The sequence below is a fragment of the Paraburkholderia sp. BR10882 genome, assembly GCF_040948855.1.
Taxonomy (GTDB): Bacteria; Pseudomonadota; Gammaproteobacteria; order Burkholderiales; family Burkholderiaceae; genus Paraburkholderia; species Paraburkholderia nodosa_A.
This window is the reverse complement of record NZ_JBFPKP010000007.1, coordinates 346,174-370,539: the sequence shown is the minus strand read 5'-3', so window position 1 is coordinate 370,539 and position 24,366 is coordinate 346,174. Positions and strand designations below refer to the sequence as shown.

Here is a 24,366-nt window from a genome sequence, read left to right as displayed (position 1 = left end):
GCCCGGTTCAGAATGTCTGCCAGTCCGACGTGCCGGCAGCGGTGGCAGCCAGAACCTTACTCCCGCCCCCGGACGGCTCTGCCATCACGGCGACCTTTCTCGTTGTTGCCGGAGGGGACGTGAGGCGGTTCCGGGAGACGGTTTGCGAGGCCTTCTGCAGCTTCGTCGCCGGAGATGAAGTCGTTCCGTTGCCATTGAACCTGAAAAAGGCCACCGCTTTGCGTAGGCTCTCCGCCTGCTGCGCCATCGTCTGCGCGGCTGCCGAAGCCTCCTCCACGAGCGCGGCGTTCTGCTGCGTGACCTGGTCCATCTGGTTGACCGCCTGATTCACCTGCTCGATACCGGTGCTTTGCTCGCTCGATGCCGACGAGATTTCGCCCACGACGTCCGTCACGCGCTTCACCGATTGCACGACTTCCTTGATTGCGCCGCCTGCTTCTTCGACGAGCCTCGAGCCTGCTTCCACCCGGTGAACAGAGTCGGAAATCAGTTCCTTGATTTCCTTCGCGGCAGTCGCACTGCGCTGCGCGAGCGTGCGAACCTCGCCCGCTACGACGGCGAAGCCGCGCCCCTGCTCTCCAGCGCGCGCCGCCTCGACTGCTGCATTCAGTGCGAGGATGTTGGTCTGAAAGGCGATGCCCTCGATGACACCGATAATCTCGGACATTCGCGTCGAACTCGTCGAGATGTCGCGCATCGTCTCGACGACGCGACCAACGATCTCGCCGCCGCGCTGCGCCACACCCGAGGCTGTACCCGCGAGCGTGGCAGCCTGCGTTGCATTGTCCGTGTTGTGGCGGACCGCCGCGGTCAGTTGCTCCATGCTCGACGCGGTTTCCTCGAGCGACGCGGCCTGTTCTTCGGTGCGGCTCGACAGCTCGAGATTGCCTTGTGCGATCTGCGCGCTCGCAGTCGCGACACCTTCAGCGTTTTCGCGCACCTCCGAGACGACCCGCATCAGGGCCTCGCACATGGACTTCAGCGATGCCATGAGGCTGTTTGTGTCGCCGGCGCGCAGGTCGATGCTCACGTTCAGGTCACCCGCGGCCACGCTTCTGGCCACGGCGGCGGCGGTTGCAGGCTCGGTACCCAGTTGCCGGGTGACGCTACGCATCATCCAGATGCCGATACCGAGGCCGATCGAGACGGACATCGCCACGAGGACAAGCATCAGATTGCGGCCTTCGCCGTACACGGCGTCGTTGGATTCCGCCGTCCTTTGCGCGTCGCCCTGTTTCAGGGTAACCAGATTGCCCATCAGGACGAGCGTCCTGAAACCCTTGTTGTGATACTCACCCAGCATGTATTCAGTCAGGCCATCCCGGTCCTGTAACGCGGCAGAATTGATCTTGCCTTTCATTTCGTTGAAGGCCTGGATGTAGTCCTGCCAGCCCTGATCAAGCTCGCCGAAGGTCGCCTTCCCCTTGTCGGTATAGACGAGCGGTTCTGCCTGGTTCAGGTGATCACGCGCCTGGGCCAGTGCCTTGTCGGCCTGGTCCAGCGAGCCAGCCCGCTGCTCGGCCGTTGTGGCCAGAACCGCATTGCGCAGATAAGTTCCGACTCGCAGTACGTCCGCGTTAGCCTGCTGGATCAGGTTCAGTCCAACAAGATCCTCTCGATACGTCTTGTCTGCATTTGCGCTGATTTGCGCCATGTTGCGCAGACCGATCCCGCTAACCGCAGCGCTGATCGCCGAAACCAGGATGAAAGCGCTGATCAGTTTGGTGCCGAGCTTCATGTTGCTGAAATTCATGATTCACTTTGGTGAGAATGAAAGAACCAGAATGCTTAAGCGAGTTCGTGCCCAGCTCGACGCGGTATCAACGTCGAAAAGTCCGGCAATCGTGTTTCGACTCAACGAACAAGCGCAAACGCCTGGCGTCCGTGACGCCTGACACCGGTGCACCGCCACACGAACACCGGAAGCAGCACGGGACATATCTGGGTTATCGGCGGCATTATTTATTTCTTCATACAAATTGTTCATCTGCCGGCGAGATTTTTATTACATCGCTGCACGGTCCTTACGGGCGCGTCCTGGGAGTCCGAAAACGTTTCCAGCAACACAGCTGTCATAGACTTGCCATCGATTTCATTACACAAATCTTTCATTATTGCCCGATGCAATTGCCGAAACATTTATCCTTAAGACGTTTTCCAGGGTTTGGGTATTGACGCTGCATGCGCCATTCTTCTTGCCGTCCGGCTGCCGGCATTCCAGGTGCTCGTTTCTCCAGGAGAACTCTCGCGGCGTGCGGGGTCGGTGGCAGCAGCGAGTCGACAACGTCCACCTCGACGGCCACTCCTTCGAGCATCGGCGGCACCGTAGCAGTGGCGACGCGCTAGCAGGTGCGAACGTCACGCTGATCGATTCGACGGGCAAGAGCGTCACGGCAACGAGCGACGCAGGTGGCAACGACTCGATGCCCTCACGAAGTACAACGACTAAACGTTGTCGACCACTGGTTTCCTGAAGCAGAGGTGCGTGGGTGCCCCGCAAGCGGCATCCACGCTTTTTCCCGGCATGCTCCACGCCGGGTCGCGTATCAGCTGACCGAGCCCATCGCCGATTGCTGATAGTTTTCCAGGCCGATCTTGTCGATCAACCCGAGCTGTATTTCCAGCCAGTCGATGTGATCCTCGGTGTCGTCCAGGATCTCGACGAAAATTTCCCTTGAGACAAAGTCCCGAACGGATTCGCAGTAAGCAATGGCTTCCTTGCACTGCGCCTGCGCAGTGCGTTCGAGCTTGAGATCGCACTCGAGCACTTCGCGAACGTCCTCGCCGATCAGAAGTTTGCCAAGGTCCTGCAGATTGGGCAGGCCATCGAGCATGAGTATCCGCTCGATCAGTTTGTCCGCGTGCTTCATCTCCTCGATCGACTCGTCGTATTCGTGTTTGCCGAGTCCTGCGAGACCCCAGTGTCCGTAAAGTCGTGCGTGCAAAAAGTACTGATTGATCGCCGTCAGCTCGTTCTTCAGTTCCGCATTGAGATATTCGATGACTTTTGGATCTGCTTGCATGACTCCCTCCGGGGCGCTGTGTCGGCACAATTACAACGAGCATAGACAGTTGACGCGCGCAGCGCACGAACGAGAGCATCGACGAGAAGAATTCAGCGTTTTACCGGCTCGATTTACGCAGAGGAATGACGCTTTAAACCGTGTTGTTTGCGAACCACCGGATCAACGCTGTGAAAGTCCCGGCCTGCGATCGTGCCAGCGGATCGGGTATGATCGCCGCAAAATCGATCTATGTTTGTATTCGTTACGACTGAGTTCCATGGAAACAGATATGTCGACGTCAGAGCCGGACCGTGCAGGCTCCGCGCTTGAAGTCCTGCGAGTCTTTCTGAAGCTGGGCCTGACGTCCTTTGGCGGTCCCATCGCCCATATCGGCTACTTCCGTCGCGAGTTCGTCGAGCGGCGTCGCTGGCTCGACGACGCAACCTTCACGGATCTGCTCGGTCTCTGCCAGTTTCTCCCCGGTCCCGCCAGTAGTCAGACCGGATTTTCGATCGGTCTGCTGCGCGCCGGCTGGCGAGGCGGCCTGGCAGCCTGGTGCGGCTTCACGTTGCCATCCGTTGCACTCCTGATCGCCTTTGCCATCGTCGCGCCTGAACTCGGCGGCCCCGTGGGGAACGGGCTGATTCACGGACTGAAACTCGTCGCCGTTGCCGTCGTCGCGCAAGCCGTATGGGACATGGCGCGCCGCCTGTGCCCCGACCACCGACGCGCCGGCATTGCACTCATTGCGGTCGTGCTTCTCGCTGTCGTGACGACGGCGTATGCACAGTTGATCGTCATCGTGCTCGGCGCGGCGCTCGGTATCGTGCTGTGCCGGTCCACGACTTCGGAAACCATCGCCGGCACGCGTCAGCACACGCAGGAGTTTCGCGTGTCGCGTACCGCCGGTCTGGTCGCGCTCGTCCTCTTTTGCGCCCTGCTTTTCGGGCTTCCGGCGCTTGCCGAATTCGACACGACGCATACCGTCCGCGTGTTCGACGCCTTCTACCGCTCGGGCGCCCTCGTGTTCGGCGGCGGTCACGTGGTGCTGCCGTTGCTGCAGCGTGAGACCGTGGCGACGGGATGGGTTTCGCCGAACGACTTTCTTGCCGGCTATGGAGCCGCCCAAGCGGTGCCCGGTCCGCTCTTCACGTTCGCGGCTTTCCTTGGATGGATCATGAGCGGCCCATCCAGTCATGCGCTCGGCGCCTTCGTGGCACTAGCAGGCATCTTTTTACCAGGCCTGCTTCTCGTGCTCGCCGCGCTGCCTTATTGGCAAGCGCTTCGCGCCCATCCCTCCATGGCGGCCATGCTGGCGGGCGTGAATGCAGCCGTGGTCGGGCTGCTCGCCATGGCGCTCTATTCGCCGGTGTGGACGAGCGCCGTCCAGTCACGGATCGACTTTGCGGTCGCGGTCATCGGTTTCTTTTTGCTCACGCGCTGGAAGGTGCCGCCGCTCGTTGTCGTCGTGTTTTTGGCGGCGGCCGGCGTGGCCGAGATGCTTGTTCGTTGAGTGGCGAAGCTCACCCTCGCCAGGCTTGAAGAAACCTGAGCCAGGCCGTTGCGCCGGGATCGGCGTGACCGATACTGCGTTCCTGCACCCACGCCGCGCGTCCCTTCTTCGACTGCAACGCGGCCGTGGCGAGCACCTGTCGCTCCGCCGTGTCGATCATCGCGTCGAGGAGCGTGCGCTCGTCGGCGCCCAATTCGAACGCTTCGAGCGTATCGAGACTCGGCACGAGTGCATCGAGCACCGTCTTGTCGCCGAGCTGCGACTTGCCCCGCTCGGCTATGCGCGCGGCCACCGCGCGACCCATCGCGAGCGCTTCGGCCCGGCCGGCTGCATGGCTGCCCGTCACGGTCTTCGCCGCAGCGAGCAGCCCGCCGCCCACGAGCGCACCGAACGTCGAAGGGTTCGCCGTCGAAAACGCCTTGCCCGTGGCGATCAGCACGTCGCCCAGCGCGGCGTCGGGCGGCAGCTTCGCAATGGCATCGGCTGCCGCGAGCGAGCCCGCCTTCACGGTGACGCCCAGGTCGCCGTCGCCGAGCGCGGCGTCGAGTTCGCGCAGTTCCTCCGCGCTGGCGGGCATCGCGTTCAACGCATCGATGAGCCGCGCCCGGACTTCGCTGACCGAAAGACTCATCGCGCACCTCCCTCGTCCACGCGCCAGCCTTCGCGCCAGAACGGCGAGCGCACCGGCGCATCGAGCAGCGTGTCGAGTTCCTCGTCGAGTTGCATCACGGAGATCGAGGCGCCCGCCATTTCGAGGCTCGTCACGTACTCGCCTACATAAGCACGCGCCACGCGCAGCCCGGCGGCGGCAACGGCCTGCGCGGCGCGCCGGTACAGCAGATACAGTTCTTCGAGCGGCGTCGCGCCGAGCCCGTTGACGAGCAGCGCCACGCTCGCCCCCGCCTTGGCCTGCAAGTCGCCGATTATCGCGCCCGCAAGCCGTTCGGCGATGGCATTCGCGCTCTCCAGTTTGCCGCGGTGCGTGCCCGGCTCGCCATGAATGCCGATGCCGATCTCCATTTCGCCATCGGGCAGCGTGAAGGTGGGCTTGCCTGCCGCCGGCAGGATCGTCGGCGAAAGGCCCACGCCCATCGTGCGCGTCGCGCCGTTCGCCTTCGCGGCAATGCGCGCGACTTCGTCGAGCGTGTCGCCGCGTTCGGCCGCCGCGCCCGCGCACTTGAAGCCGAACACCATGCCCGCTACGCCGCGGCGATCAGAAGCCCGCTCGGGCGGCGCGGAAGCGACATCGTCGGCAACGAGCACGGTGCGCGTCTCGATGCCGTCCGCGTCGGCCAGGTCCGCGGCGAGATCGAAGTTGAGGACGTCGCCGCCGTAGTTGCCGTACAGGTAGAGCACGCCCGCGCCGCCGTGCACCGCCTTGGTCGCCTCGTAGATCTGCTCCGACGATGGCGACGAAAACACGTTGCCCACTGCCACGCCGCTCGCGAGCCCCTTGCCCACGTAGCCGAGAAAGCCCGGCAGGTGCCCAGAGCCGCCGCCCGTCACGATGCCGACCTTGCCCGCGTTCGGCGCGTCGGCACGCACGAGCGCACGGCGGTCGGCCGTGACCGGCTTGAGCCAGCCCGGATGGGCGAGCAGCAAGGCGTCGATCATCTCGTCGACAAATTGATCAGGATGATTAATGATCTTTTTCACGTGTCGCGTCTCCAGTAATGGGTGGCGTTCGCACCACCGCTCACGTTGACTTCTCCGTTCAAAGCTTGCGCCGTTGGCTCAGCGCGTCGAGCAAGACGGCCGCGAGAATCACGCCGCCCTGGATGAACTGCGTCCAGAACGGATTGACGCCGAGCAGCGAGAGCCCGACATTGATCACGCCGATCAGCACCACGCCAATGAACGTGCCGACGATCGAGCCGCGCCCGCCCGCGAGCGAGGTGCCGCCGATCACGACGCCTGCGATCACCTGCAGCTCGAGCCCGTTGGCCGCCGACGGCAACGCCGAATTGAGCCGCCCCGCGAGGACGATGCCCGCGATGGCAGCGGTCACGCCCGCTAACATGTAGGTAAGAAAGATCACGCGGCTCACCGGAATGCCCGCGAGCCGCGCCGCTTCCTTGTTGCCCCCCACGGCGAACACCTGGTGGCCGAATTCGGTCTTGCGCAGCAACACGTGGCCAATGACGAATACGGCCAGCATCACGAGCATCGGCGCGGGCAGGCCCGCAAACGTCTTCGCGCCGAACGCGGTAAACACGGTGGGAAAGTCGAATTTCGTGCGCCCATCCGAAATCGCGAGCGTAAGGCCGCGCCCCATTGCCATCATCGCGAGCGTGACGATGAACGGCACGAGCCGCAGCCACGCAATGCCAAAGCCGTTGAGCGCGCCCACCGCCGCGCCGGTGACGAGCGCGATCACGAGCCCTGCTACGCCGAGCCCGACCGCGTCCGGGCTCGCGCCGGCCATGACAGTCGCGGCCACCATGCCGCTCAGCGCGACGAGCGAGCCCACGGAAAGGTCGATGCCCGAGGTGATGATCACAAACGTGCCGCCCACTGCCGCGATGCCGACCACGGACACCTGCACCATGATGTTGGTGAGCGTGCTCGTGGTGAGAAATTCGGGCGACGCCAGCGAGAGCGCGATACAGATCAGCACGAGCGCCGCAATGAGCGGCCCGAGGCCGCTGCGCAGCTGGCGCAGCACGCGCTGTTGCAGGGTTGGTGTTTCTTCACGCGGTCGAACCGTGGTGGACGTCATGCTGCAACTCCGGTGGTAGCCCATTGAATGATCGTCTCCGAGCTCGCGTGCTCACGCGCGACTTCGCCGACGATGCTGCCGCGATACATCACGAGCACGCGGTCCGACATGCCGAGCAGTTCGGGCAGTTCGGAGCTCACGAGCACGACGGCCGCGCCCGCGCGCGCCATCGCGACGATATGTGCATAGATCTCGGTCTTCGCGCCGACGTCGATGCCGCGCGTGGGCTCGTCGAGCAGGATCACAGCCGGCGAGGTCGCGCTCGCGCGCCCGAGAATCACCTTCTGCTGATTGCCGCCCGAAAGGTTGCCGGTGAGCGACGTGACCGAAGGCGCGCGCACCGCGAAGCGCTCGACCGCCTCGCGCGCGAGGCGGCGCTTTCTCGCCGCGCTCACGAAGCCGCCGCGCACCAGCGCCCGCAGGCTCGAAAGCGCGACGTTTTCTTCGATGCTCGCGTCGAGCACGAGCCCTTCGAGCTTGCGGTCCTCGGCGGTGTAGACAATGCCCGCGCGCATGCCTTGCGCGGGCGAGCGCAGCGCGAGCCTGCGCCCGCGCAGCCGCAGTTCGCCACGGGTAAGCGGGAGCGCGCCGCAAAGCGTCTTCAAAAGCTCGGTGCGCCCCGCGCCCGCAATGCCACCGATGCCCACGATCTCGCCCGCGCGAACGCTGAAACTCGCGTCGCGCAGCACGGGCTCGCTCGCCACGTTGTGCGCTTCCAGCACGACGTCGCCATAGGGCCGCGCCTCCCACGGATAGAACGAGTCGAGATTGCGCGCGACCATTGCCTGAACGAGCGCCGGTTCGTTCCACTCCGGCATGGGCCGCGCGCCGACCGTCGCGCCGTCGCGCATCACCACGGCCGAATCGGCCAGTTCGAACACTTCTTCGAGATGGTGCGAAATGAAGATGATGCCCATGCCCGCCGCCCGCAGTCGCCGCACGACGGCGTAGAGATGCTCGATGTCGTGATGCTGGAGCGCGGCCGTGGGCTCGTCCATCACGAGTATGCGGGCGTCGCGCGCGAGCGCCTTGGCGACCTCCACGAGTTGGCGCTTGTTGAGCGGCAGATCACCGAGGCGCATGGCGGGTGGCACGCCTTCCAGCCCGACCTGGGACAGCGCCTCGCGCGCCATGGCGTTGGCGCTGCGATGATCGACGAGGCCATAGCGCCGCGGCATGCGGCCAAGAAAGAGGTTTTCGGCCACCGTCATGTCGTTGACGAGCGAAAGCTCCTGATAGATCACGGCCACGCCCGCGTCGATCGCGGCCTGGGTGCCGCGCGCGAGTCGTACGCCGTCGATCTCGATCGTGCCTTCGTCCGGCTCGTAAGCCCCGGAGAGCGTCTTGATGAGCGACGACTTGCCCGCGCCATTCTCGCCGACGATCGCCATCACGTGCCCCGCATGCAGCTCGAGGCTCACGCCTCGCAGCGCCTTCACGCCGGGAAAGCTCTTCACGATGCCGTTCATGCGCAACAGCGGCGACGCGCCCCTCTCGCTGCCTGCGCCGGTGTTCTCCTGCTGCGATACGTCCATTGCCGAACCTGATTCGCGTTTCATCCGTTCATCCCTGGCGCCGGCGCACGCGTCACGCGCGGCCGGCGCTTAAGACCGCCCGTTACTGCTTGACTTCGAGGGCCCACAGACCGTATTGCTTCACGCCGTCCGAATCGATATTCGACTTGTCGATCAGATAGGTCGGCCACGCGTAATTCGAGGGCACGTCCTTCTTCGCCTCGTAGTCGGTAATGAACGTCATCGCCTTGGCGGACATGCCGATCGGGTTCTGCGAGATCGTCGCGTCCTGCTTGCCCGCACGGATCGCAGACAGCGCCTGCGCCGTGCCGTCCGCGCCGATCACCATGATGTGGCCGGGGTCGCCGAGCGGCTTGTAGCGGCCCGCATTGTCAATGGCTCTTTCCGCGCCCACCGTGTTGTCGTCGTTCGCGCCGAATACCGCGTCGATCTGCGGATACTTCTGCAGAATGCTCGTCATCGCGTTGAGCGACTTCTCCTGATCGAAGCCGCCCTCCTGACGCGCGACGACCTTGATGTCGGGATACTTCGCGATCTCCTCCGAGAAGCCCTTCTCGCGATCGGTCGCCGCCGTCGTGCCGATGAGGCCGATCAGATCGACCACGTTGCCCTTGGGCGAGCCATAACGCTTGCTCAACTGGTCGGCGATCCACTTTGCGCCGGTGGCGCCAAGCGCTACGTTATCCGAAGCAACGAACGAGGTCACCTTGCCGCCGTCCGAGCCGCGGTCGAGCATGAAGACCGGCACGTTCATCGAATTGGCCTTCTCGACCGCCGGGATGATCGCCTTCGAATCGATCGGGTTGAGCACGATCGCCTGCACGCCCTGGCTCAGCAGATTGAGCGTGTCGTTGACCTGCTGCTGCGCGTCGCCGTTCGCGTTCGTTTGCACGAGATCGAAGCCCTGCTTATCCGCGCCGCGCTCCACACCATTCTTCAAGCCGACGAAGAACGCGTTATTGAGCGTGGCGATCGAAAAGCCTACCTTGATCTTCGTGACTGCCGGCGCCGCGGCAGCGGCCTGCGCCGGTGCACTCGCAGCGGCGGCGTCGGACGCAGCCGCGCTGGTCGAAGGCGACTCGCTCTTCGAGCAGCCTGCCAGCATTGCCGCGGCGGCGAACATCGTCACGCCGGCCGTAGCTCCCATGCGCGCGCTGCGCGCCACCCAACTGTCGAACCCTGCTGAACTCCACGCCATCACCGTCTCCTGTCTTTGATCTGCTGGTTTTTGACTGGCCTGCGAACCGCCAACCGACTGCGTAATCGTTTGTACCGCGTGTGTTTTGCAATGCAACGACTGCCTGGACGCGCGCGAGCGCGTATTACTTGCGCGGGCCGTAGCCCTTGAACTTCTCGATGACTTCCTCCATTTGCGCGTCGGAAAGCAGCGGCGGCTCGCCGAGCTGGCAGGCCAGCAAATATTGCTTTGCGAGCACCTCCACTTCGTTCGCCAGCCACAACGCCCGCGCGAGATCGCGCCCGAGCGCGATGACGCCGTGATGCGCGAGCAGGCACGCGAGCCGCTCGTGCAGCGCTTCGAGCGCGTGATCGGAGAGCGCCTGGCTGCCGAACGTCGCGTACGGCGCGCAGCGAATCGAATTGCCGCCCGCCGCGGCCACCATGTAGTGATGCGCGGGTATGCCGCGACTGTGAATTGCGAGCGCCGTCGCGGCTTGTGAATGCGTATGGATCACGGCGTTCACGTCGGCGCGCGCGCGCAGGATGTCGCGATGAAAACGCCACTCCGACGAGGGGCGTTGCGCTTCGAAGAGCGGATCGTCGTCGCGCACGTCGAGCGGCATCCAGACGATGCGCTCGCGCGTGAGCGCGGCGCTCGGCACGCCGCTCGGGGTAACCAGAAGTCCGTCATGCCAGCGCGCGCTCACGTTGCCCGAGGTGCCCTGATTGATGCCGAGACGCTCCATCTCGCGCGCGGTATCGACGATCTGCTGGCGCATTTCGGTTTCCGCCCGCACATCGCGCGCACGTTCCGCCGTTTCGCCCGCACGACGCCCTTCGCTCGCGCCGCTCACGCTGCGGCTCCGTTAGCGAAGAGTGCGGCAAGGCTCTCCTCGAACGGCGCGCGCACGATGCCGCGCTCCGTCACGATGCCGGTCACGAGTGTATGGGGCGTGACATCGAACGCGGGGTTGCGCACCTGAATGCCTTCAGGCGCGGTGCGCTGTCCCGCGAGATGCGTCACTTCCGCCGCTCCGCGCTCCTCGATCACGATGTCCGCGCCGCTGGGGGTACGCAGATCCAGCGTGGACGAAGGACACGCCACATAAAACGGAATGCCGAAATGGTTCGCCGCGATCGCCACGCCGAGCGTGCCGATCTTGTTCGCGACGTCGCCGTTCGCGGCCACGCGATCGGTGCCGACGATCACGAGATCGATGAGCCCCTGGGCCATCAGGGTCGGCGCCATACTGTCGGTGATCAGCGTGACGTCGAGCCCCGCTTGCTGCAATTCGTAAGCGGTGAGCCGCGCGCCTTGCAGGAGCGGCCGCGTCTCGTCTGCGTAGACGCGAAACGCGACGCCGTCGCGGTGCGCGCAATAGAGGGGCGCAGTCGCCGTGCCGATACCCGCCGTGGCCAGTGCACCGGCATTGCAGTGCGTGAGCACGCCGCTGCCGGGTGCGATGAGCGCACGTCCGGCTTCGCCGATCCGCGCGCACAATTCGATATCTTCTTGATGAATGCGCTTAGCCTCGGCAACGAGCGCTTCATAAAGCGCGGCGCCCGTCGCACTGGACTCGGCGCGTGCGCGCGAGAGCATCCGCTCCAGCGCCCAACGCAAATTCACAGCAGTGGGCCGCGCGCTGTCCAGAAACGCGGCGTGCGCTTCGAGACGCGCGAGGAACGTATCGCGCGGATCGGTTGGCTCGTGCCGCATCGCCACACACAGGCCGTAGGCGGCCGCCACACCGATCGCAGGCGCGCCGCGAACGCGCAGCTCGTGTATCGCGCGCCAGACCGCCTCGACACTGCCCACGGCTTCGACCACACATTCGCGCGGCAAACGCGTCTGGTCGAGCAGATAAAGGGTGCCGTCGCGCCACTCGATGGTGGGCGGAAGACTCGATTGTTGCGCCTGCAACGTCATACGTTCTCCGTCGATGCCGGTTGTCCGGGCGCTGCCGCTCATGCGGCAGCCTGTATTCGATTACGCCGATTCGGTGAGGACCTGTACGGCCAGCGCCGTGACCGCCTCGATCGACACCAACTCGCGGCGCCGTGTCAGCAGCGCTTCGGCGAGCTTCAGGCAGCGCACTTCCACGCGCGCGCGCACCGTATCGTCCTCGATACTCGTAATTTCCGCCACCTTCGCCATGCCGACGATGCGGCGGATCATCTTGCAGCCCGCAAAGCCGAGCGTGTCGGCGAAGAGGCGTTTGATGAAATCGTCGCGGAAGGCCTCCGCCGCACGCGTGCCCGCCGGCCCGCCAATATACGCGTGGCCGGTCTCGCGCTCGTGCAGCCGCCAGATCTGCGCGAACTTCTTCGCGAAGGCGTTCCACACAGCCTCGACCTGTTCGAGCAGCCAGCCCTGGTAGGCGGCCGGGTCGCGCCCCGTCTCGCGGTCGTGCCAGTCGCGCGCGTAATACGCGAGCAGCAGGTTCGCAATGAACGCGCCCGTGTCGAAGCCCATCGGCCCATAGAACGCGAACTCGGGATCGATCACATAGGTCTCATGCTCTTTCGCCATGATCGAGCCGGTATGCAGGTCGCCGTGCACGAGCGTTTCCGCATGGTTCATAAAGGCCCACTTCATCTCGCCTGCCGCGAGCCTCAGCGGCTCGTGCGTGCGCAGCCGTTCGATTGCAGCAACCGGCAGCGCGGGGCTGTAGACATTCGAGGGATGATCTTCGAACGGAAACGTGAAGACGAGTTCCTCGGTAATCTTGCACAATTCCGTGTTGATGTCGCCGCCGACGGCCGCTTTCTTGGCATCCGGCGCCAGATAGAGATCGGACCCGTGAAAGAGCGTGCGGGCCAGAAACGTGGAAATGTGATCGGCGAGCCGCGGATACACGATGCCGTCTATCAGCCCCCCGCGCAGCACGCGATGCGAATCGAGCCGCTGCATCACCATCAGGAACTTCTCGCTATCCGCGTGAAAGACGCTCGGCACGTGCTCGGGGCACAACGCGCCGAAGCGGCGCAACGCCGCCACTTCGCGCTCCATGCGCTCGCGCGGCAACGGCCAAGCTTCGCCAACCAGCCGCAGGTACGGCGGCGCCTGCTTCACGACGACGCTCAAGCGCGGGTCACGCGTGCTGCTCACGAAGTAGACGTAGTTCAGGTTGCCGTCGCCCACTTCGACGACCTGCAATTCCCTGTCGTCGCCAAGCCTTGCGCAAACGGCCGGAATGCCCAGCAGATACTCGGTCAATTCGGCAGAGCTGAAAGCTTCGAAGTGCATACGTTCTTCCTGTCCGGAAATGGGCCGCTGGCCCGCCTAACGTCGCTTGCGCACGAGATCGAACTTGAAAATGCTGGCGTTGTAGTAGTCGTTGCTGTAGCAGACCGCGCGGCCGGTCTCGTCGAAATCCACTTCGTCGATCAGCAGGAACATGCCGATGTTCTCCTGCAATTCCGGCAAATCCCGCGGGGTGAGAACGGTCGGCTGGATCGAACTATGGGTGTGGGAAAGCCGAACGCCCGCGCGCTCCAGCGTGCCGAACAGCGACTCGCCCAGTTCCTGCCCTTCGAGCAGCGCCTTGGGCACGATGTCGATGCAGTAAGCGGCGATTGCATCGTCGGCGCGCCGCACGCGCTCGAAGCGCATGCAGGGATCGCCTTCGGCGATGCCGAGCTTTTGCGCGAGGCTGCCGGAAGCCGCGATCGTCCGCACCTGCAGACGGCTCGTGGAAGGCACCGCACCGACACTGCGTATCATGTCCGTCACAGACATCAGATCATCCAGACCGCCTTGCAGCTTGAGCGTGATTTGTCTGACGAAGGTCCCCTTGCCGTGCACGCGCGTGAGCAGACCGTGGGAAATCATCTGCGCGACCGCCTCCCGCAGGCTCGAGCGGCCCACGCCCAACAGCTCGCAAAGTTCGGGCTCCGGTGGGATTTGATCGCCCGGCTTGAGCGAGCGCTCGCGGATCATTTCCAGCAGCGAATCCTGGATTCGCTCGCACATCGACTGATCGACGCTCAGGCGCATGGCTTCCGCAAGATTGCGTGGGTTGGCGACATTGGGCTCCAATCTACATCAGACGTCTGATGTTATGGGCTCGTGGTTTTCCCTTTCATGCGGCGCAACACGACGAGAGTGTGGGCGCGCTGCGCTATTTGACGCTCACCGAAAGCGGCACCGACTCGAGCAGATCCTCGATCCCGAGCCACAAGATCTGCAGGCCGATGCACAGCAGCACAAACGCAAGCAAGCGCATGAGCACTTCGGTCCCGACCGGTCCGAGCCGCTTGCCGACATGCCCCGCGAAGCGCACACACAGATAGATGCAGCCGCAAAGAACGACCAGGGCGAGCAGCACGCCGACGACATTGACGAGTTGCACGTGACCGCGCGGCCGACCCGTACCAAGCGCAATCGCGACCGCAATCGACCCCGGTCCGACAGTGACCGGCAGCGTGAGCGGATAAAACGCCATGGCGCGCAGCGTCGCCTGGCGCGCCGAATCCGGCGGCGCCTGCGATTGCGCCGCGTCCGCGCCATCGCGCGATTTGTGAAGCAGGTTCCAGCCGGCGAACGCGATGACCAGCCCGCCCGCAACCCGCAACACGGGTATCGATATGCCGAAGAACGAGAGCACATAGGCGCCCATGAGCAGCGCCCCGAGCAGAATGAACAGGCTGTTGATGGCAATGATCCGCGCGAGAAATGCGCGTTCGCCGGCCGTCGCATGCGGCAGCATGCTCAGCACGATGAACCCCGCCGCGGGCGGATTGACCACGGGAAAGAGTCCCGCGAAGACGAGCAGGAAGGTGTCGGAGAGTTGATTGAGCATCCCTGTTCCCCCTTGGCATGACGGAGTGTACGGACCCGCTCGCCGCCCGTTCAATACGACGATGATCCCACTGAATGACGATTATGGAACCGGAATGGAACTTCATCGGTCGATCCCGCTCGAACAATGCCGCCAAAATCTCGACGCGCACAGCGCAGACCCAACGTTCAAGCCCATCCGTCGATGCCTTTCGCTTCCCGACTTCGATTGCTGCCCAGCCTGCTCGCCCTGATTGTCGCGGCCCTCGCGGCAGGCGCGGTTCCAGCCAGCGCCCATGCCGCCGCTCATCGCAGCGTGGCCGAGAGAACCCACCACGCAACGGCCACGAAGAAGAAGAGAGTCGCGCACAAGACGAAGCCCGCGCATCGTTCGATGCCCGCCGATGCGCCCTCCACCAAACTCTCCGGGCCGAAGCGCCGCACCAAACGCGCGAAGCCCAGACATGGCCCGCCGCCCGCGCCGCAACACGCCGTGCACGCGAGCGCCAAAAACGCGCACGCTCCTCGCCTGCTCGCCCGCTGCGGCTTTACGCCGGCGTCGCGCAAGCAGCTCTTTTCGCATGCCATCTACGTTGTGGACGAAAACACCCACACGCCGCTCTACGCGCGCCATGCCGACACGGTGGCGCCCATCGCATCGGTGTCGAAGCTCATGACGGCCATCGTCTGGCTCGATAGTGCGCATGCGCCCCTGCAACAGCGGCTCTCCGTCACGGCCGCCGATCTCGACACGCTCAAATTCACGCATTCGCGCCTCGGCGTGGGCGCGTCGCTCACGCGCGCGAATATGCTGCACGTTGCGCTCATGTCCTCGGAAAACCGTGCGGCTTCGGCGCTCAGCCGCGACTATCCAGGCGGCCAGCCTGCGTTTATCGCGGCAATGAACGCGAAAGCGCAGCGCCTCGGCATGAAGCACACGCATTTCGTCAACGCGACGGGACTCTCGCCGCAGAACGTTTCAACCGCGCGCGAACTGGCGAGCCTCGTGCGCGCAGCCAATGGCTACCCGCTCATTCGCCGCTATTCGATCGATCATGAGGAACGCATGGCCACTGGCCAGGGGCAGTTGCAGTATGTGAACAGCAATCGTCTGGTGCGCTACGGGCAGGTCCGCGCGAGCGTGCAGAAAACCGGCTTCATCAACGAGTCCGGCCACAATATGGTGATGCGCATGATGGTGCACGGCCGGCGGCCCGTGATCGTCACAATGCTAGGGAGCGCCACGCCCGAGGGTTCTCGTCTGGACGGCGTGCGCATCGCGCACTGGCTGTCGTGCTCCTTGCGCTGAGCGAGCGCGCGCGCGCGTCAGGAATTCTTTACATCAACGCCCTGCGCTCGCCGAGCGCATTCCAGCGGCGGATGGCGCGGCTTTCGTGGTCGAAGCCGAGAATGCTCACCGAAGCCGTGTCGAGATACAGATGCTCGCCGAGCGCCGCCGAACCGGAAGCCCAGCAGCCCCCCAACGCGCGCAGGAAATGCGCGTGTGAAAAGAGTGCCACGCGGCCCCGCATGGCCAGCAGGCCCTCGATTACCGACGCCGCCCGCGCCTGAACCCGCGCGAGATCCTCGCCATGCGCGATGGGCGAATGCCACACGCTCCAGTCGGGTTCGGTCTTGCGGATATCCGCTGTCTTGAGGCCTTCGTAAATCCCGTAGTCCCATTCGTGCAAGTCGGCCGAAATCGTCATCTGGTCGCCGAGGCCCGCGAGCTGGCAGGTCTCGATGGCCCGCGCCATCGGGCTGCAAAGCACCGCGTCGAAGTGCTGTGCGGCGAGCGACGGCGCCAGCGAGCGCGCCTGCTCGCGTCCGTGACCGGTGAGCGCGATATCGGTGCGGCCGGTGTGCTGCCCGGAGAGGCTCCATTCCGTTTCACCATGACGGATCAACCAGACTTCGCGCAGTCCGGAGGACACACTGGCAGGATTGGCAGACATCGGGAGCTCCACGTTCGTGCCCCGCGCGGAACACACGGGATGCCTGCAGCATACCTGTTCTGAGGGCTTTTCGCCGTGCCGCTATCCTCCTGTTGCACATGGCAAAATGAAGGCAGATCGAAAGCGACGAGGCTGTCATGCCGCGCCGCTATTTATTTGCACTCCGTAGTAATGTGATTCAGAAAAGATGCGAGATGCCAAGCAACGGCAAGCGTTTGCGAAGAATGCGGGGTCGTGACGGAAATGCCGGGCCAGCTCATCATCGCCTGGCCGTGGTTCTTCAGATAACCCGCACGCGCGTAAAGGCTCGTGCGCTTCGATATCTGATGATCGTAGCCAAGCTCCACACCCAGCGTCTCGTCGCTAACGCCGTGAATGTTGCGCTGAATACCGGCGATCTGGATCGCGTCGAACGAGGTGGCCTGAATCGTCGCGCCAACCTCCGTGACGTTATACGCATGCGCGGTGCCGAGCGCAGCAGCGAGTGAATGCGACGGTGGCATTTTCGGCCTCGCATACGAATAATTCGCCTGCAGCCGCCGTTGTTCAGGTACTGGAAGAACGTGTCGGCCACTCCGTAGAGCGTCACGCTCGTCTGGGCGCAAGCGGCGCTCGCGGCCATTGCGAACGTCGCGCCCATCACACCCTGGCTAATCAGCTTCAAACGCATGCATGTCTCCTCTTCTATTGTCGGTATTCGCTCGTTGGCGGAATGGATTGCACTGCGAATTACCAGGAACCCGGCCGAGATAATCTTTCGGTCGAATCGGGTACGCGGATGTCAGCGCGCCCCGCAGCCCTCCTTTGTGGGCTGCAGCGACAGAAAGCCCGCCACGGGCGATGCGCGTCGAAACGTTGCGCCTGAGCAGCGCGTGCGAGAGCGTGGCCAGCGCGAACCCGACCGGCACCTGCAAAAGCACCTGGAGACCGAACAGCCAGCCTGCGCGTGCGGGCGGCAAGCCCAGTCCGAGGCGGAAATACACGGGCATCCACGTGATGCCGCAGGCGACGACTGCATAGCCCGCGAACGACTGGAACAAGACGGTCAGCACCGTGGCGCTGCCGAAGTGCGAGCGCAGCACACGCCAGCCGGGCGTGACCGCGCGCGGGGCATGGCGAGCCACGAAGGCTTCGTGCGCGCGTTCCTCGATGAAGGTGAAGCATTGATGCGCCTGCTTGGCGCATGGGCCGAGCGCGGTCCCACGCAAATCGGCTCGCTAGGCGTGGTGCCCGCGTTCGTCGCGCAGTTGCTGGACGGCGTGGCGCCCGCCCGCGCGCGCATGGCGGACTCAACGGGTGCCGCCGATCTTTCGCCCTACGCCGCGGACTCTCCCGCCGACGCGCTCACGGCGCGCGAACTGGACGTGCTAAGGATGCTTTCGGCCGGCCACCGCAACCGCGTGATCGCGGAGAAGCTGTTCGTCTCCGAGCTGACGGTGAAGTCGCATCTTCGAAAGATCAGCGCCAAGCTCGGCGCGGGCAATCGTACCCAGGCAGTCGCCATCGGCCGTGCGAAAGGGCTGATTCCTTGATTGTGGATCTCGCCGGCCTGAGCGCCGAACGCGCCACGCGCGGACAGCATGACGCCGCCGCCCCTTTCGAGGCGGCGGCGCGGTGGGTTAGCGATCGTTTATCAGTGATGGCGCTTCGTGTCCTTCTCCACGTCCTTTGCGGCCTCCTTCATGTCACCAACGTTCTTGCGTGCCTGGCCAGCTCCCTGCTGGAGGTCCCCCTTCACTTCGCGCGCCGGGTTGTCGGTTGCGCGGCCTACGGCCTCATTGACCTTGCCCTTCATCTTTTCAGCCGTGCCCTTCACCTGGTCCTTGTTCATGGTCACACTCCACGTAAAAGCGACGGTGTGTCGCGACGCTTCACATAGCGCATGCACCGTGCCCGCGGTTCCGGCGCCAGTATTCGGGGACGCAACGTCACACGTCAGTCGTGCGCCATGGCGCGGTCGATCGAGATCTGCGTGGGCATCATGTTGATGTTTGCGTTGTGCATGACCCACAGCGAAAGCCCGACGATCACCGCGATCAGGAACGCCGTGCAGATGAAGATGCCCGTGTTGGCGCGCTGGCTGCGCGATGCGCCGATATGCAGGAAATACACGAGTTGCACGACGAGCTGCGCGATGCAGAGCACGACGATGGCCGCAAGCCCGAAGGCCGGCGAAACGACTCGAAACATCACCACGCCGAACGACGCGAGCGTCAGCACGAGCGAGAGCACCGTGCCGATCATGTAGCCCTTGAAACTGCCGTGCGACGCGTCATGCACGGCGTGGTGGGTGGCATGGGACTGGCTCACAGGAAACCTCGCAGGTAAACAAACGTAAATACACAGATCCACACGAGATCGAGAAAGTGCCAAAAGAGGCTCAGGCAGGCGAGGCGGCGGCGGACCGTGCCGGTCAGACCGAACTTGAAGGTCTGGTGCATCATGATCGCGATCCACAACAGACCCGCCGTGACGTGCAGCCCGTGCGTGCCGACCAGTGTGAAGTACGCCGAAAGGTAGGCGCTCGTGCCGGGCCCCGCCCCATCGGCGATGAGCTTGGCGAACTCGTTCACCTCCATCGCGACGAAGCCCGCCCCGAACAGGAACGTGACGGCGAGCCACACGTTCACCTGTCCGCGCCGCTGCGCGTAGAGATTCAGCATGGCCATGCCGAAGGTGACGCTGCTCGCAAGCAGCAGCAGCGTTTCACCGAGCACGTAAGGCAGTTCGAATAGTTCCTTCGCGCCCGGACCGCCTGCCGTCGCATTCGCGAGCACGCCGAACGTGGCGAAGAGCGTCGCGAAGATGAGGCAGTCGCTCATCAGGTAGATCCAGAAGCCCAGCGTGGTTCTGGTGCTGTCGTCGTGATCATGACCATGGGCATGACCATGGGCGTGAGTAGTAGCAGCGTGAGCCATGGTTTATGCCATCTCCTCGATGTGCTCGGATTGATCGAAACGCTGGATGCCGAGTTGCCTGAAGCGCGCGTTCTCGATGCGCTCGACCTCGGCGGCGGGGACCCAGTAATCCACGTCCTGGTTGTAGGTGCGCGCGATGAACGTGGCGATCATGCCGATGAGTCCCGCCGCCGCGAACAGCCACATGTGCCACACGATTGCAAAGCCGAACAGCAGGCTGAACGCGGCGATGATGAAGCCCGCGCCGGTGTTGCGCGGCATATGAATGTCCTCGTACTTCGCCGGCTGCACGTAGGCGCGGCCCGCTTCCTTGTTGTCCCAGTGCTGCTCCGTCGAAGTGATCTCCGGCAGCACGGCGAAGTTGTAGAACGGCGCAGGCGAAGCGGTCGACCACTCGAGGCTGCGGCCATCCCACGGGTCGCCGGTCACGTCGCGGTTGGCCTCGCGATCGCGCAGGCTCACCACGATCTGCACGATGAACGAGAGAATGCCGAGGCCCACGAACACCGCGCCCACGAGCGCCACCACGAGCCACGGATGCCACTCGGCCACCTCATAATGATTCATGCGGCGCGTCATGCCTTCGAAGCCGAGGATGTAGAGCGGCGTGAACGCGAGCCAGTAGCCAATCAGCCAGCACCAGAACGACACCTTGCCCCAGAACTCGTTGAGCGTGAAGCCGAACACCTTGGGGAACCAGAAGCTCACGCCCGCCAGACAGCCGAATACCACCCCGCCGATGATCACGTTATGGAAGTGCGCAACGAGAAAGAGCGAGTTGTGCAGCACGAAGTCCGCGCCCGGCACGGCCAGCAGCACGCCGGTCATGCCGCCCACGGCGAACGTCACCATGAAGCCGATGGTCCAGAGCGTGGCGCTGTGATAGCGGATGCGCCCGCGATACATCGTGAAGAGCCAGTTGAAGAGCTTCACGCCGGTCGGGATCGAAATGACCGTGGTCATGATGCCGAAGAACGCATTGACGTTCGCGCCCGAGCCCATCGTGAAGAAGTGGTGCAGCCACACGAAGAACGAGAGGATGCCGATCGACGACGTGGCGTAGACCATCGACTTGTAGCCGAACAGCGGCTTGCCCGAGAACGTCGCGATGATTTCCGAGTACGCACCGAACGCAGGCAGGATGAGGATGTAGACCTCCGGGTGACCCCAGACCCAGATCAGGTTGATGTACATCATCGCGTTGCCGCCCAGCTCGTTCGTGAAGAAGTGCATGTCGAAGTAGCGGTCCATCGTGAGCAGCGCGAGCGTGGCGGTGAGCACCGGGAACACCGCGACGATCAGGATGTTGGTGATGAACGCCGTCCACACGAACACCGGCATCTGCATCATCCTCATGCCCGGCGCGCGCATACGCAGGATCGTGACGATGAAGTTGATGCCCGAGAGCGTCGTGCCGAGACCCGATAGCTGCAGCGACCATATGTAGTAGTCCATACCGACTGTCGGGCTATAGCCAAGCTCCGATAGCGGCGGATACGCCACCCAGCCCGTGGCCGCGAAATCGCCCACGAACATGGAGACCATCACGAGCACCGCGCCCACGACCGAAAGCCAGAAGGAGAGCGAGTTGACGAACGGATAGGCCACGTCGCGCGCGCCGATCTGCAGGGGCACGACCACGTTCATCAAGCCGAGAATGAGCGGCGTCGCCACGAAGAAGATCATGATGACGCCGTGCGCCGTGAAGATCTGGTCGTAGTGATGCGGCGGCAGATAGCCCGCGGCGTCGCCATACGCGAGCGCCTGTTGCGCGCGCATCATGATCGCATCGGCGAAACCGCGCAGCAGCATGACGACCGCGAGAATGATGTACATGACACCGATGCGCTTGTGATCGACCGACGTGATCCACTCGCGCCACAAATAGCCCCACTTGCCCGCGATCGTGATCGCGGCGAGCAAGGCGAGGCCGCCGAGCGCCACGACGGCGCCCGTGCCCATGATGATCGGCTCGTGCCAGGGAACGGCGTCGAGCGTGAGTTTTCCGAACATGGTGTGATTACTCCGCTGCCAGGATGGCGCTACGGTTGAGCGTGAGCGCCGGGGCGCCTGTGCCAGGGACTGCGCTGGGGGCTGTGCCCGGGACCGCGGGGACCGTGCCGCAAATCGGGTTGCCGTGCACGTCCCGCATGTATTTGCCGACCACGCCGTCGAACAGGCCCGGCGCGACGTTCGAATAGAGCGTCACTGGGGTCTTTTCGCCGGGCAACGCGAGCTGTTCGTAGGCCGCCCGGCTCAGCATCGTGGGCGATGCCTTCGCCTGCGCGATCCAGGCGTCGAAGTCGGCGCGGCTCTTGGCCAGCGTTTCGAAATGCATGTCGGAGAAGCCCGGGCCGCTGAATGCCGCCGACCGGCCCGCATAGATGCCGGGCTCGTTCGCGATGAGATGCAGCTTCGTCTGCATGGCCGGCATCGCATACACCTGACTGCCCAGCTGCGGGATGAAGAACGAATTCATCAGCGACTCGGCGGTGAGGTTGAACTCGACGGGCGTATCCACGGGAATCGCCAGCTGGTTCACAGAGGCCACGCCGTAATCCGGATAGATGAAGAGCCACTTCCAGTTGAGCGCAACCACGTCCACGCGCACGGGTTTCGTCTGCGATTCGATCGGGCGATACGGGTCGAGTGAATGCGTCGTGCGCCAGATCAGCACGGCGAGCGTGAGCACGATCACGCAGGGAATCGTCCACACCACCACTTCGATGACCGTGGAATGCGACCAGCGCGGCGCGTAAGTCGCGTTCGGGTTGGAGGCGCGATAGCGCCACGCGAACCATAACGTGAGCACGATCACGGGGATCACGACGAGCAGCATCAAGCCGAGCGCGATCAGGATCAGATTCTTTTCCTGCACGCCGATGTCGCCCTTCGGGGCGAGCAGCGCCATGTTGCAGCCGCTGAGCAGCACGAGCGGGATGCCCGCCGCGCCGAGAGCGGCGCGCCGCAGAAAGCGGGTAATGAGGAGTGGACGTGATGAAGAAGGCGGGCCGGCGGTAGCGGCCCGCCCCGAGCGAGGGTCTGGATTGCGCATGTCTGGTTCCAAGGTTGACGTTCGCGCAAACCCATCCATACGTGCTCACTCTGCTGCCGCACGAGCGGCCTTGGAGGGCCGCCGCAGAAGCCATACATAGCCTATATGTATGGATTTACGCGCTTCATGCACGCATGCTAGAGTAAGACATGACGCATACATCCGCGACAGAATGACACACGACCAACCTGCTGAAAGCGCCGGAGATATCAATGCATGGGCCACGGCGATGCAGTCCGGCAACGGCCCGCGCTACCTGCGGCTCGCCGATTTCATCGAAGCCGCGGTGGCGCATGGCACGCTGCGCCCCGGCGAGCGCGTGCCCGCGCAGCGCAGTCTCGCCACCCTGCTTGCGGTCGATCTGACCACCGTCACGCGCGGCTTCAACGAAGCCCGGCGGCGCGGCCTGATCGAGGCGCGCGGGCCGCTGGGCACCTTCATCGCCGCGCCGCGCGCCGAGCTGCTCCAACGCGTGGACCTCAGCATGAACATCCCGCCTGCGCCCGCCGACCTCGACATGAACGCGCTGTTGCGCGAAGGCATGGCGCGCGTGCTGGTGCGCAGCGACGCCGATCTGCTCATGACTTACCACATGGGCGGCGGCGGCCGCGCCGACTGGCAGGCGGGCGCGAAGTGGCTGCAGCCCGTGCTCGGCCACGTCGCGCCCGATCGCGTGGTGGTCTGTCCCGGCGCGCAGGCGGCGCTGGCCGCGCTGATCCTTGCGCTCACGCAGCCGGGCGAGGTCATCCTCGCCGAGCCGCTGCTCTATCCGGGCCTGCCGCACGCGGCGGCGCAACTGGGCCGCCGCATCGCCCCCGTTGCAGTGGATGACCACGGCATGCGCCCCGACGCGCTCGAAGCGGCTTGCCGCAAGCACGCGGCGCGTCTCATCTACGTGAACCCCACGTTGCAGAACCCGACGACGGCGACCATGCCGGAGCCACGCCGCCTGGAAATCCTGCGGGTGGCGCAGCGCTGCGGCGCGTTGATCGTCGAAGACGATCCTTACTGGCGTTTCGCGCCCGATGCGCCAGCGCCATTTGCCCGGCTCGCGCCCGCTCAGGTCTGCTATCTCGCGACGCTTTCCAAGACGCTCTCGCCCGGCCTGCGCACGGCTTATCTCGCGCTGCCCGACGAAGACGCGCGCACCCGCCTCGTGACCGCGCTGCGCACGTTCTCGCTGATGGCCGCGCCGCTCACCAACGCGCTCGCCACACACTGGATCGAGGAAGGCGTGGCCGAGCAGATCTTCGCGGACGTGAAGGCCGAAGCGCGCGAGCGCCAGCGCATCGCGGCGCATACGCTGGGATCGTCGGCGGGCGCGGGCATTCACCTCTGGTACGCGCTGCCGCGCTACTGGCAGGCGCGCGAACTGGCGGCGGCCGCGAGCACCGAGGGCCTCGCCGTGGCGCCCTCCACGGCTTTCCAGCAAGGCCCGGAGACCGCGAACGCGATCCGCATTTCTCTGGGCGCGACGGGCGGGCGCGAACAATTGCAGGCCGCGCTGCGCAAGCTCTCGGCGCTGCTCGCGAACGACCGCAGCGCGCAGGCGCAAGTCATCGTGTGACGGCGCTTGCCGCGATCTTCCCTGGCACCGTAATTGCTGCGGTGTATCGTTTCCCCTGCTTCAGCGCGGCTGCGCGGCCATGCCCACATAATGGCAAAGACGCGGCGCAGCGGCGCAAGTACACTCGTCGCAGCAGGCGG

24 protein-coding genes are annotated in these 24,366 nt (G+C 64.4%); 4 read left to right on the top strand and 20 right to left on the bottom strand.

Annotation, left to right across the window (positions count from 1 at the left end):
* Nucleotides 1-7: 7 nt before the first annotated feature.
* Together AB3X99_RS20605 and bfr are read right to left on the bottom strand one after the other, a co-directional pair.
* Nucleotides 8-1,753, bottom strand: coding sequence for a methyl-accepting chemotaxis protein (locus tag AB3X99_RS20605; RefSeq protein WP_368617968.1), 1,746 nt, complete (start codon nt 1,751-1,753; stop codon nt 8-10).
* A gap of 793 nt (nt 1,754-2,546) precedes the next feature.
* Nucleotides 2,547-3,023: a bacterioferritin gene (bfr, locus tag AB3X99_RS20600; protein ID WP_368606499.1), complete on the bottom strand. Its 477-nt coding sequence runs from the start codon at nt 3,021-3,023 to the stop codon at nt 2,547-2,549.
* Nucleotides 3,024-3,294: 271 nt separating this feature from the next.
* Here bfr and chrA point away from each other — a divergent pair, with 271 nt between their 5' ends.
* Nucleotides 3,295-4,518: a chromate efflux transporter gene (chrA, locus tag AB3X99_RS20595; RefSeq protein ID WP_368617967.1), complete on the top strand. Its 1,224-nt coding sequence runs from the start codon at nt 3,295-3,297 to the stop codon at nt 4,516-4,518.
* Nucleotides 4,519-4,528: 10 nt separating this feature from the next.
* On the opposite strand, the gene AB3X99_RS20590 is transcribed toward chrA, so the two are convergent.
* The 10 genes from AB3X99_RS20590 to AB3X99_RS20545 all read right to left on the bottom strand — a co-directional run bounded on the left by AB3X99_RS20590 (nt 4,529) and on the right by AB3X99_RS20545 (nt 14,753).
* The gene (locus AB3X99_RS20590; RefSeq protein ID WP_368617966.1) at nt 4,529-5,149 is read right to left on the bottom strand and encodes a DAK2 domain-containing protein; all 621 of its coding nucleotides are present in this window, start codon (nt 5,147-5,149) and stop codon (nt 4,529-4,531) included.
* On the bottom strand, nt 5,146-6,174 hold the full coding sequence (locus tag AB3X99_RS20585; protein ID WP_083245029.1) for a dihydroxyacetone kinase subunit DhaK: 1,029 nt from the start codon (nt 6,172-6,174) through the stop codon (nt 5,146-5,148). The genes AB3X99_RS20590 and AB3X99_RS20585 overlap by 4 nt, the downstream gene beginning before the upstream one ends.
* Nucleotides 6,175-6,232: 58 nt before the next feature.
* Nucleotides 6,233-7,237, bottom strand: a complete 1,005-nt coding sequence (locus AB3X99_RS20580) for an ABC transporter permease (protein WP_069261908.1) — start codon at nt 7,235-7,237, stop codon at nt 6,233-6,235.
* Nucleotides 7,234-8,772, bottom strand: coding sequence for a sugar ABC transporter ATP-binding protein (locus tag AB3X99_RS20575; RefSeq protein WP_368617999.1), 1,539 nt, complete (start codon nt 8,770-8,772; stop codon nt 7,234-7,236). The genes AB3X99_RS20580 and AB3X99_RS20575 overlap by 4 nt, the downstream gene beginning before the upstream one ends.
* Nucleotides 8,773-8,854: 82 nt before the next feature.
* Nucleotides 8,855-9,970, bottom strand: coding sequence for a sugar ABC transporter substrate-binding protein (locus tag AB3X99_RS20570; protein ID WP_368617965.1), 1,116 nt, complete (start codon nt 9,968-9,970; stop codon nt 8,855-8,857).
* A 124-nt stretch (nt 9,971-10,094) separates the two neighbouring features.
* Nucleotides 10,095-10,730: a class II aldolase/adducin family protein gene (locus AB3X99_RS20565; protein WP_368617998.1), complete on the bottom strand. Its 636-nt coding sequence runs from the start codon at nt 10,728-10,730 to the stop codon at nt 10,095-10,097.
* Nucleotides 10,731-10,801: 71 nt separating this feature from the next.
* A complete protein-coding gene (gene mtnA / locus AB3X99_RS20560) occupies nt 10,802-11,878 on the bottom strand; it encodes an S-methyl-5-thioribose-1-phosphate isomerase (RefSeq protein ID WP_368617964.1) in 1,077 nt (358 codons plus the stop codon).
* Between the two features lie 60 nt (nt 11,879-11,938).
* The gene (gene mtnK, locus AB3X99_RS20555) at nt 11,939-13,198 is read right to left on the bottom strand and encodes an S-methyl-5-thioribose kinase (protein ID WP_368617963.1); all 1,260 of its coding nucleotides are present in this window, start codon (nt 13,196-13,198) and stop codon (nt 11,939-11,941) included.
* 36 nt (nt 13,199-13,234) lie between these two features.
* Complete coding sequence (locus AB3X99_RS20550; protein ID WP_368617962.1) at nt 13,235-13,948, bottom strand: GntR family transcriptional regulator; 714 nt, start codon at nt 13,946-13,948, stop codon at nt 13,235-13,237.
* 124 nt (nt 13,949-14,072) lie between these two features.
* Entirely contained in the window at nt 14,073-14,753 is a 681-nt protein-coding gene (locus tag AB3X99_RS20545) for a MarC family protein (RefSeq protein WP_368617961.1), read from the bottom strand.
* 183 nt (nt 14,754-14,936) lie between these two features.
* Here AB3X99_RS20545 and AB3X99_RS20540 point away from each other — a divergent pair, with 183 nt between their 5' ends.
* Nucleotides 14,937-16,040: a serine hydrolase gene (locus AB3X99_RS20540; protein ID WP_368617960.1), complete on the top strand. Its 1,104-nt coding sequence runs from the start codon at nt 14,937-14,939 to the stop codon at nt 16,038-16,040.
* A 28-nt stretch (nt 16,041-16,068) separates the two neighbouring features.
* Here the strand turns inward: AB3X99_RS20540 and AB3X99_RS20535 are convergent, their stop codons facing one another.
* The 3 genes from AB3X99_RS20535 to AB3X99_RS20525 all read right to left on the bottom strand — a co-directional run bounded on the left by AB3X99_RS20535 (nt 16,069) and on the right by AB3X99_RS20525 (nt 17,810).
* Nucleotides 16,069-16,686, bottom strand: coding sequence for a histidine phosphatase family protein (locus AB3X99_RS20535; protein ID WP_133186972.1), 618 nt, complete (start codon nt 16,684-16,686; stop codon nt 16,069-16,071).
* A gap of 152 nt (nt 16,687-16,838) precedes the next feature.
* A complete protein-coding gene (locus AB3X99_RS20530; protein WP_342946114.1) occupies nt 16,839-17,189 on the bottom strand; it encodes a hypothetical protein in 351 nt (116 codons plus the stop codon).
* Nucleotides 17,190-17,336: 147 nt separating this feature from the next.
* Nucleotides 17,337-17,810: a hypothetical protein gene (locus AB3X99_RS20525; RefSeq protein WP_368617959.1), complete on the bottom strand. Its 474-nt coding sequence runs from the start codon at nt 17,808-17,810 to the stop codon at nt 17,337-17,339.
* Here AB3X99_RS20525 and AB3X99_RS20520 point away from each other — a divergent pair.
* Nucleotides 17,799-18,218: a response regulator transcription factor gene (locus AB3X99_RS20520; RefSeq protein ID WP_368617958.1), complete on the top strand. Its 420-nt coding sequence runs from the start codon at nt 17,799-17,801 to the stop codon at nt 18,216-18,218. The genes AB3X99_RS20525 and AB3X99_RS20520 overlap by 12 nt on opposite strands.
* Nucleotides 18,219-18,319: 101 nt before the next feature.
* On the opposite strand, the gene AB3X99_RS20515 is transcribed toward AB3X99_RS20520, so the two are convergent.
* The 5 genes from AB3X99_RS20515 to cyoA all read right to left on the bottom strand — a co-directional run bounded on the left by AB3X99_RS20515 (nt 18,320) and on the right by cyoA (nt 22,659).
* Nucleotides 18,320-18,517 (bottom strand): CsbD family protein, encoded by a 198-nt coding sequence (locus AB3X99_RS20515; protein WP_069261918.1) that lies wholly within the window; start codon nt 18,515-18,517, stop codon nt 18,320-18,322.
* Nucleotides 18,518-18,621: 104 nt separating this feature from the next.
* Nucleotides 18,622-18,996, bottom strand: a complete 375-nt coding sequence (gene cyoD, locus AB3X99_RS20510; protein WP_368617957.1) for a cytochrome o ubiquinol oxidase subunit IV — start codon at nt 18,994-18,996, stop codon at nt 18,622-18,624.
* Complete coding sequence (gene cyoC / locus AB3X99_RS20505) at nt 18,993-19,604, bottom strand: cytochrome o ubiquinol oxidase subunit III (RefSeq protein ID WP_368617956.1); 612 nt, start codon at nt 19,602-19,604, stop codon at nt 18,993-18,995. The genes cyoD and cyoC overlap by 4 nt, the downstream gene beginning before the upstream one ends.
* Nucleotides 19,605-19,607: 3 nt before the next feature.
* Nucleotides 19,608-21,617, bottom strand: coding sequence for a cytochrome o ubiquinol oxidase subunit I (gene cyoB / locus AB3X99_RS20500; RefSeq protein ID WP_368617955.1), 2,010 nt, complete (start codon nt 21,615-21,617; stop codon nt 19,608-19,610).
* Between the two features lie 7 nt (nt 21,618-21,624).
* On the bottom strand, nt 21,625-22,659 hold the full coding sequence (gene cyoA, locus AB3X99_RS20495; protein WP_368617954.1) for a ubiquinol oxidase subunit II: 1,035 nt from the start codon (nt 22,657-22,659) through the stop codon (nt 21,625-21,627).
* Nucleotides 22,660-22,831: 172 nt separating this feature from the next.
* On the opposite strand from cyoA, the gene AB3X99_RS20490 reads away from it, so the two are divergent.
* Entirely contained in the window at nt 22,832-24,226 is a 1,395-nt protein-coding gene (locus AB3X99_RS20490) for a PLP-dependent aminotransferase family protein (RefSeq protein WP_368617953.1), read from the top strand.
* Nucleotides 24,227-24,366: the final 140 nt, after the last annotated feature.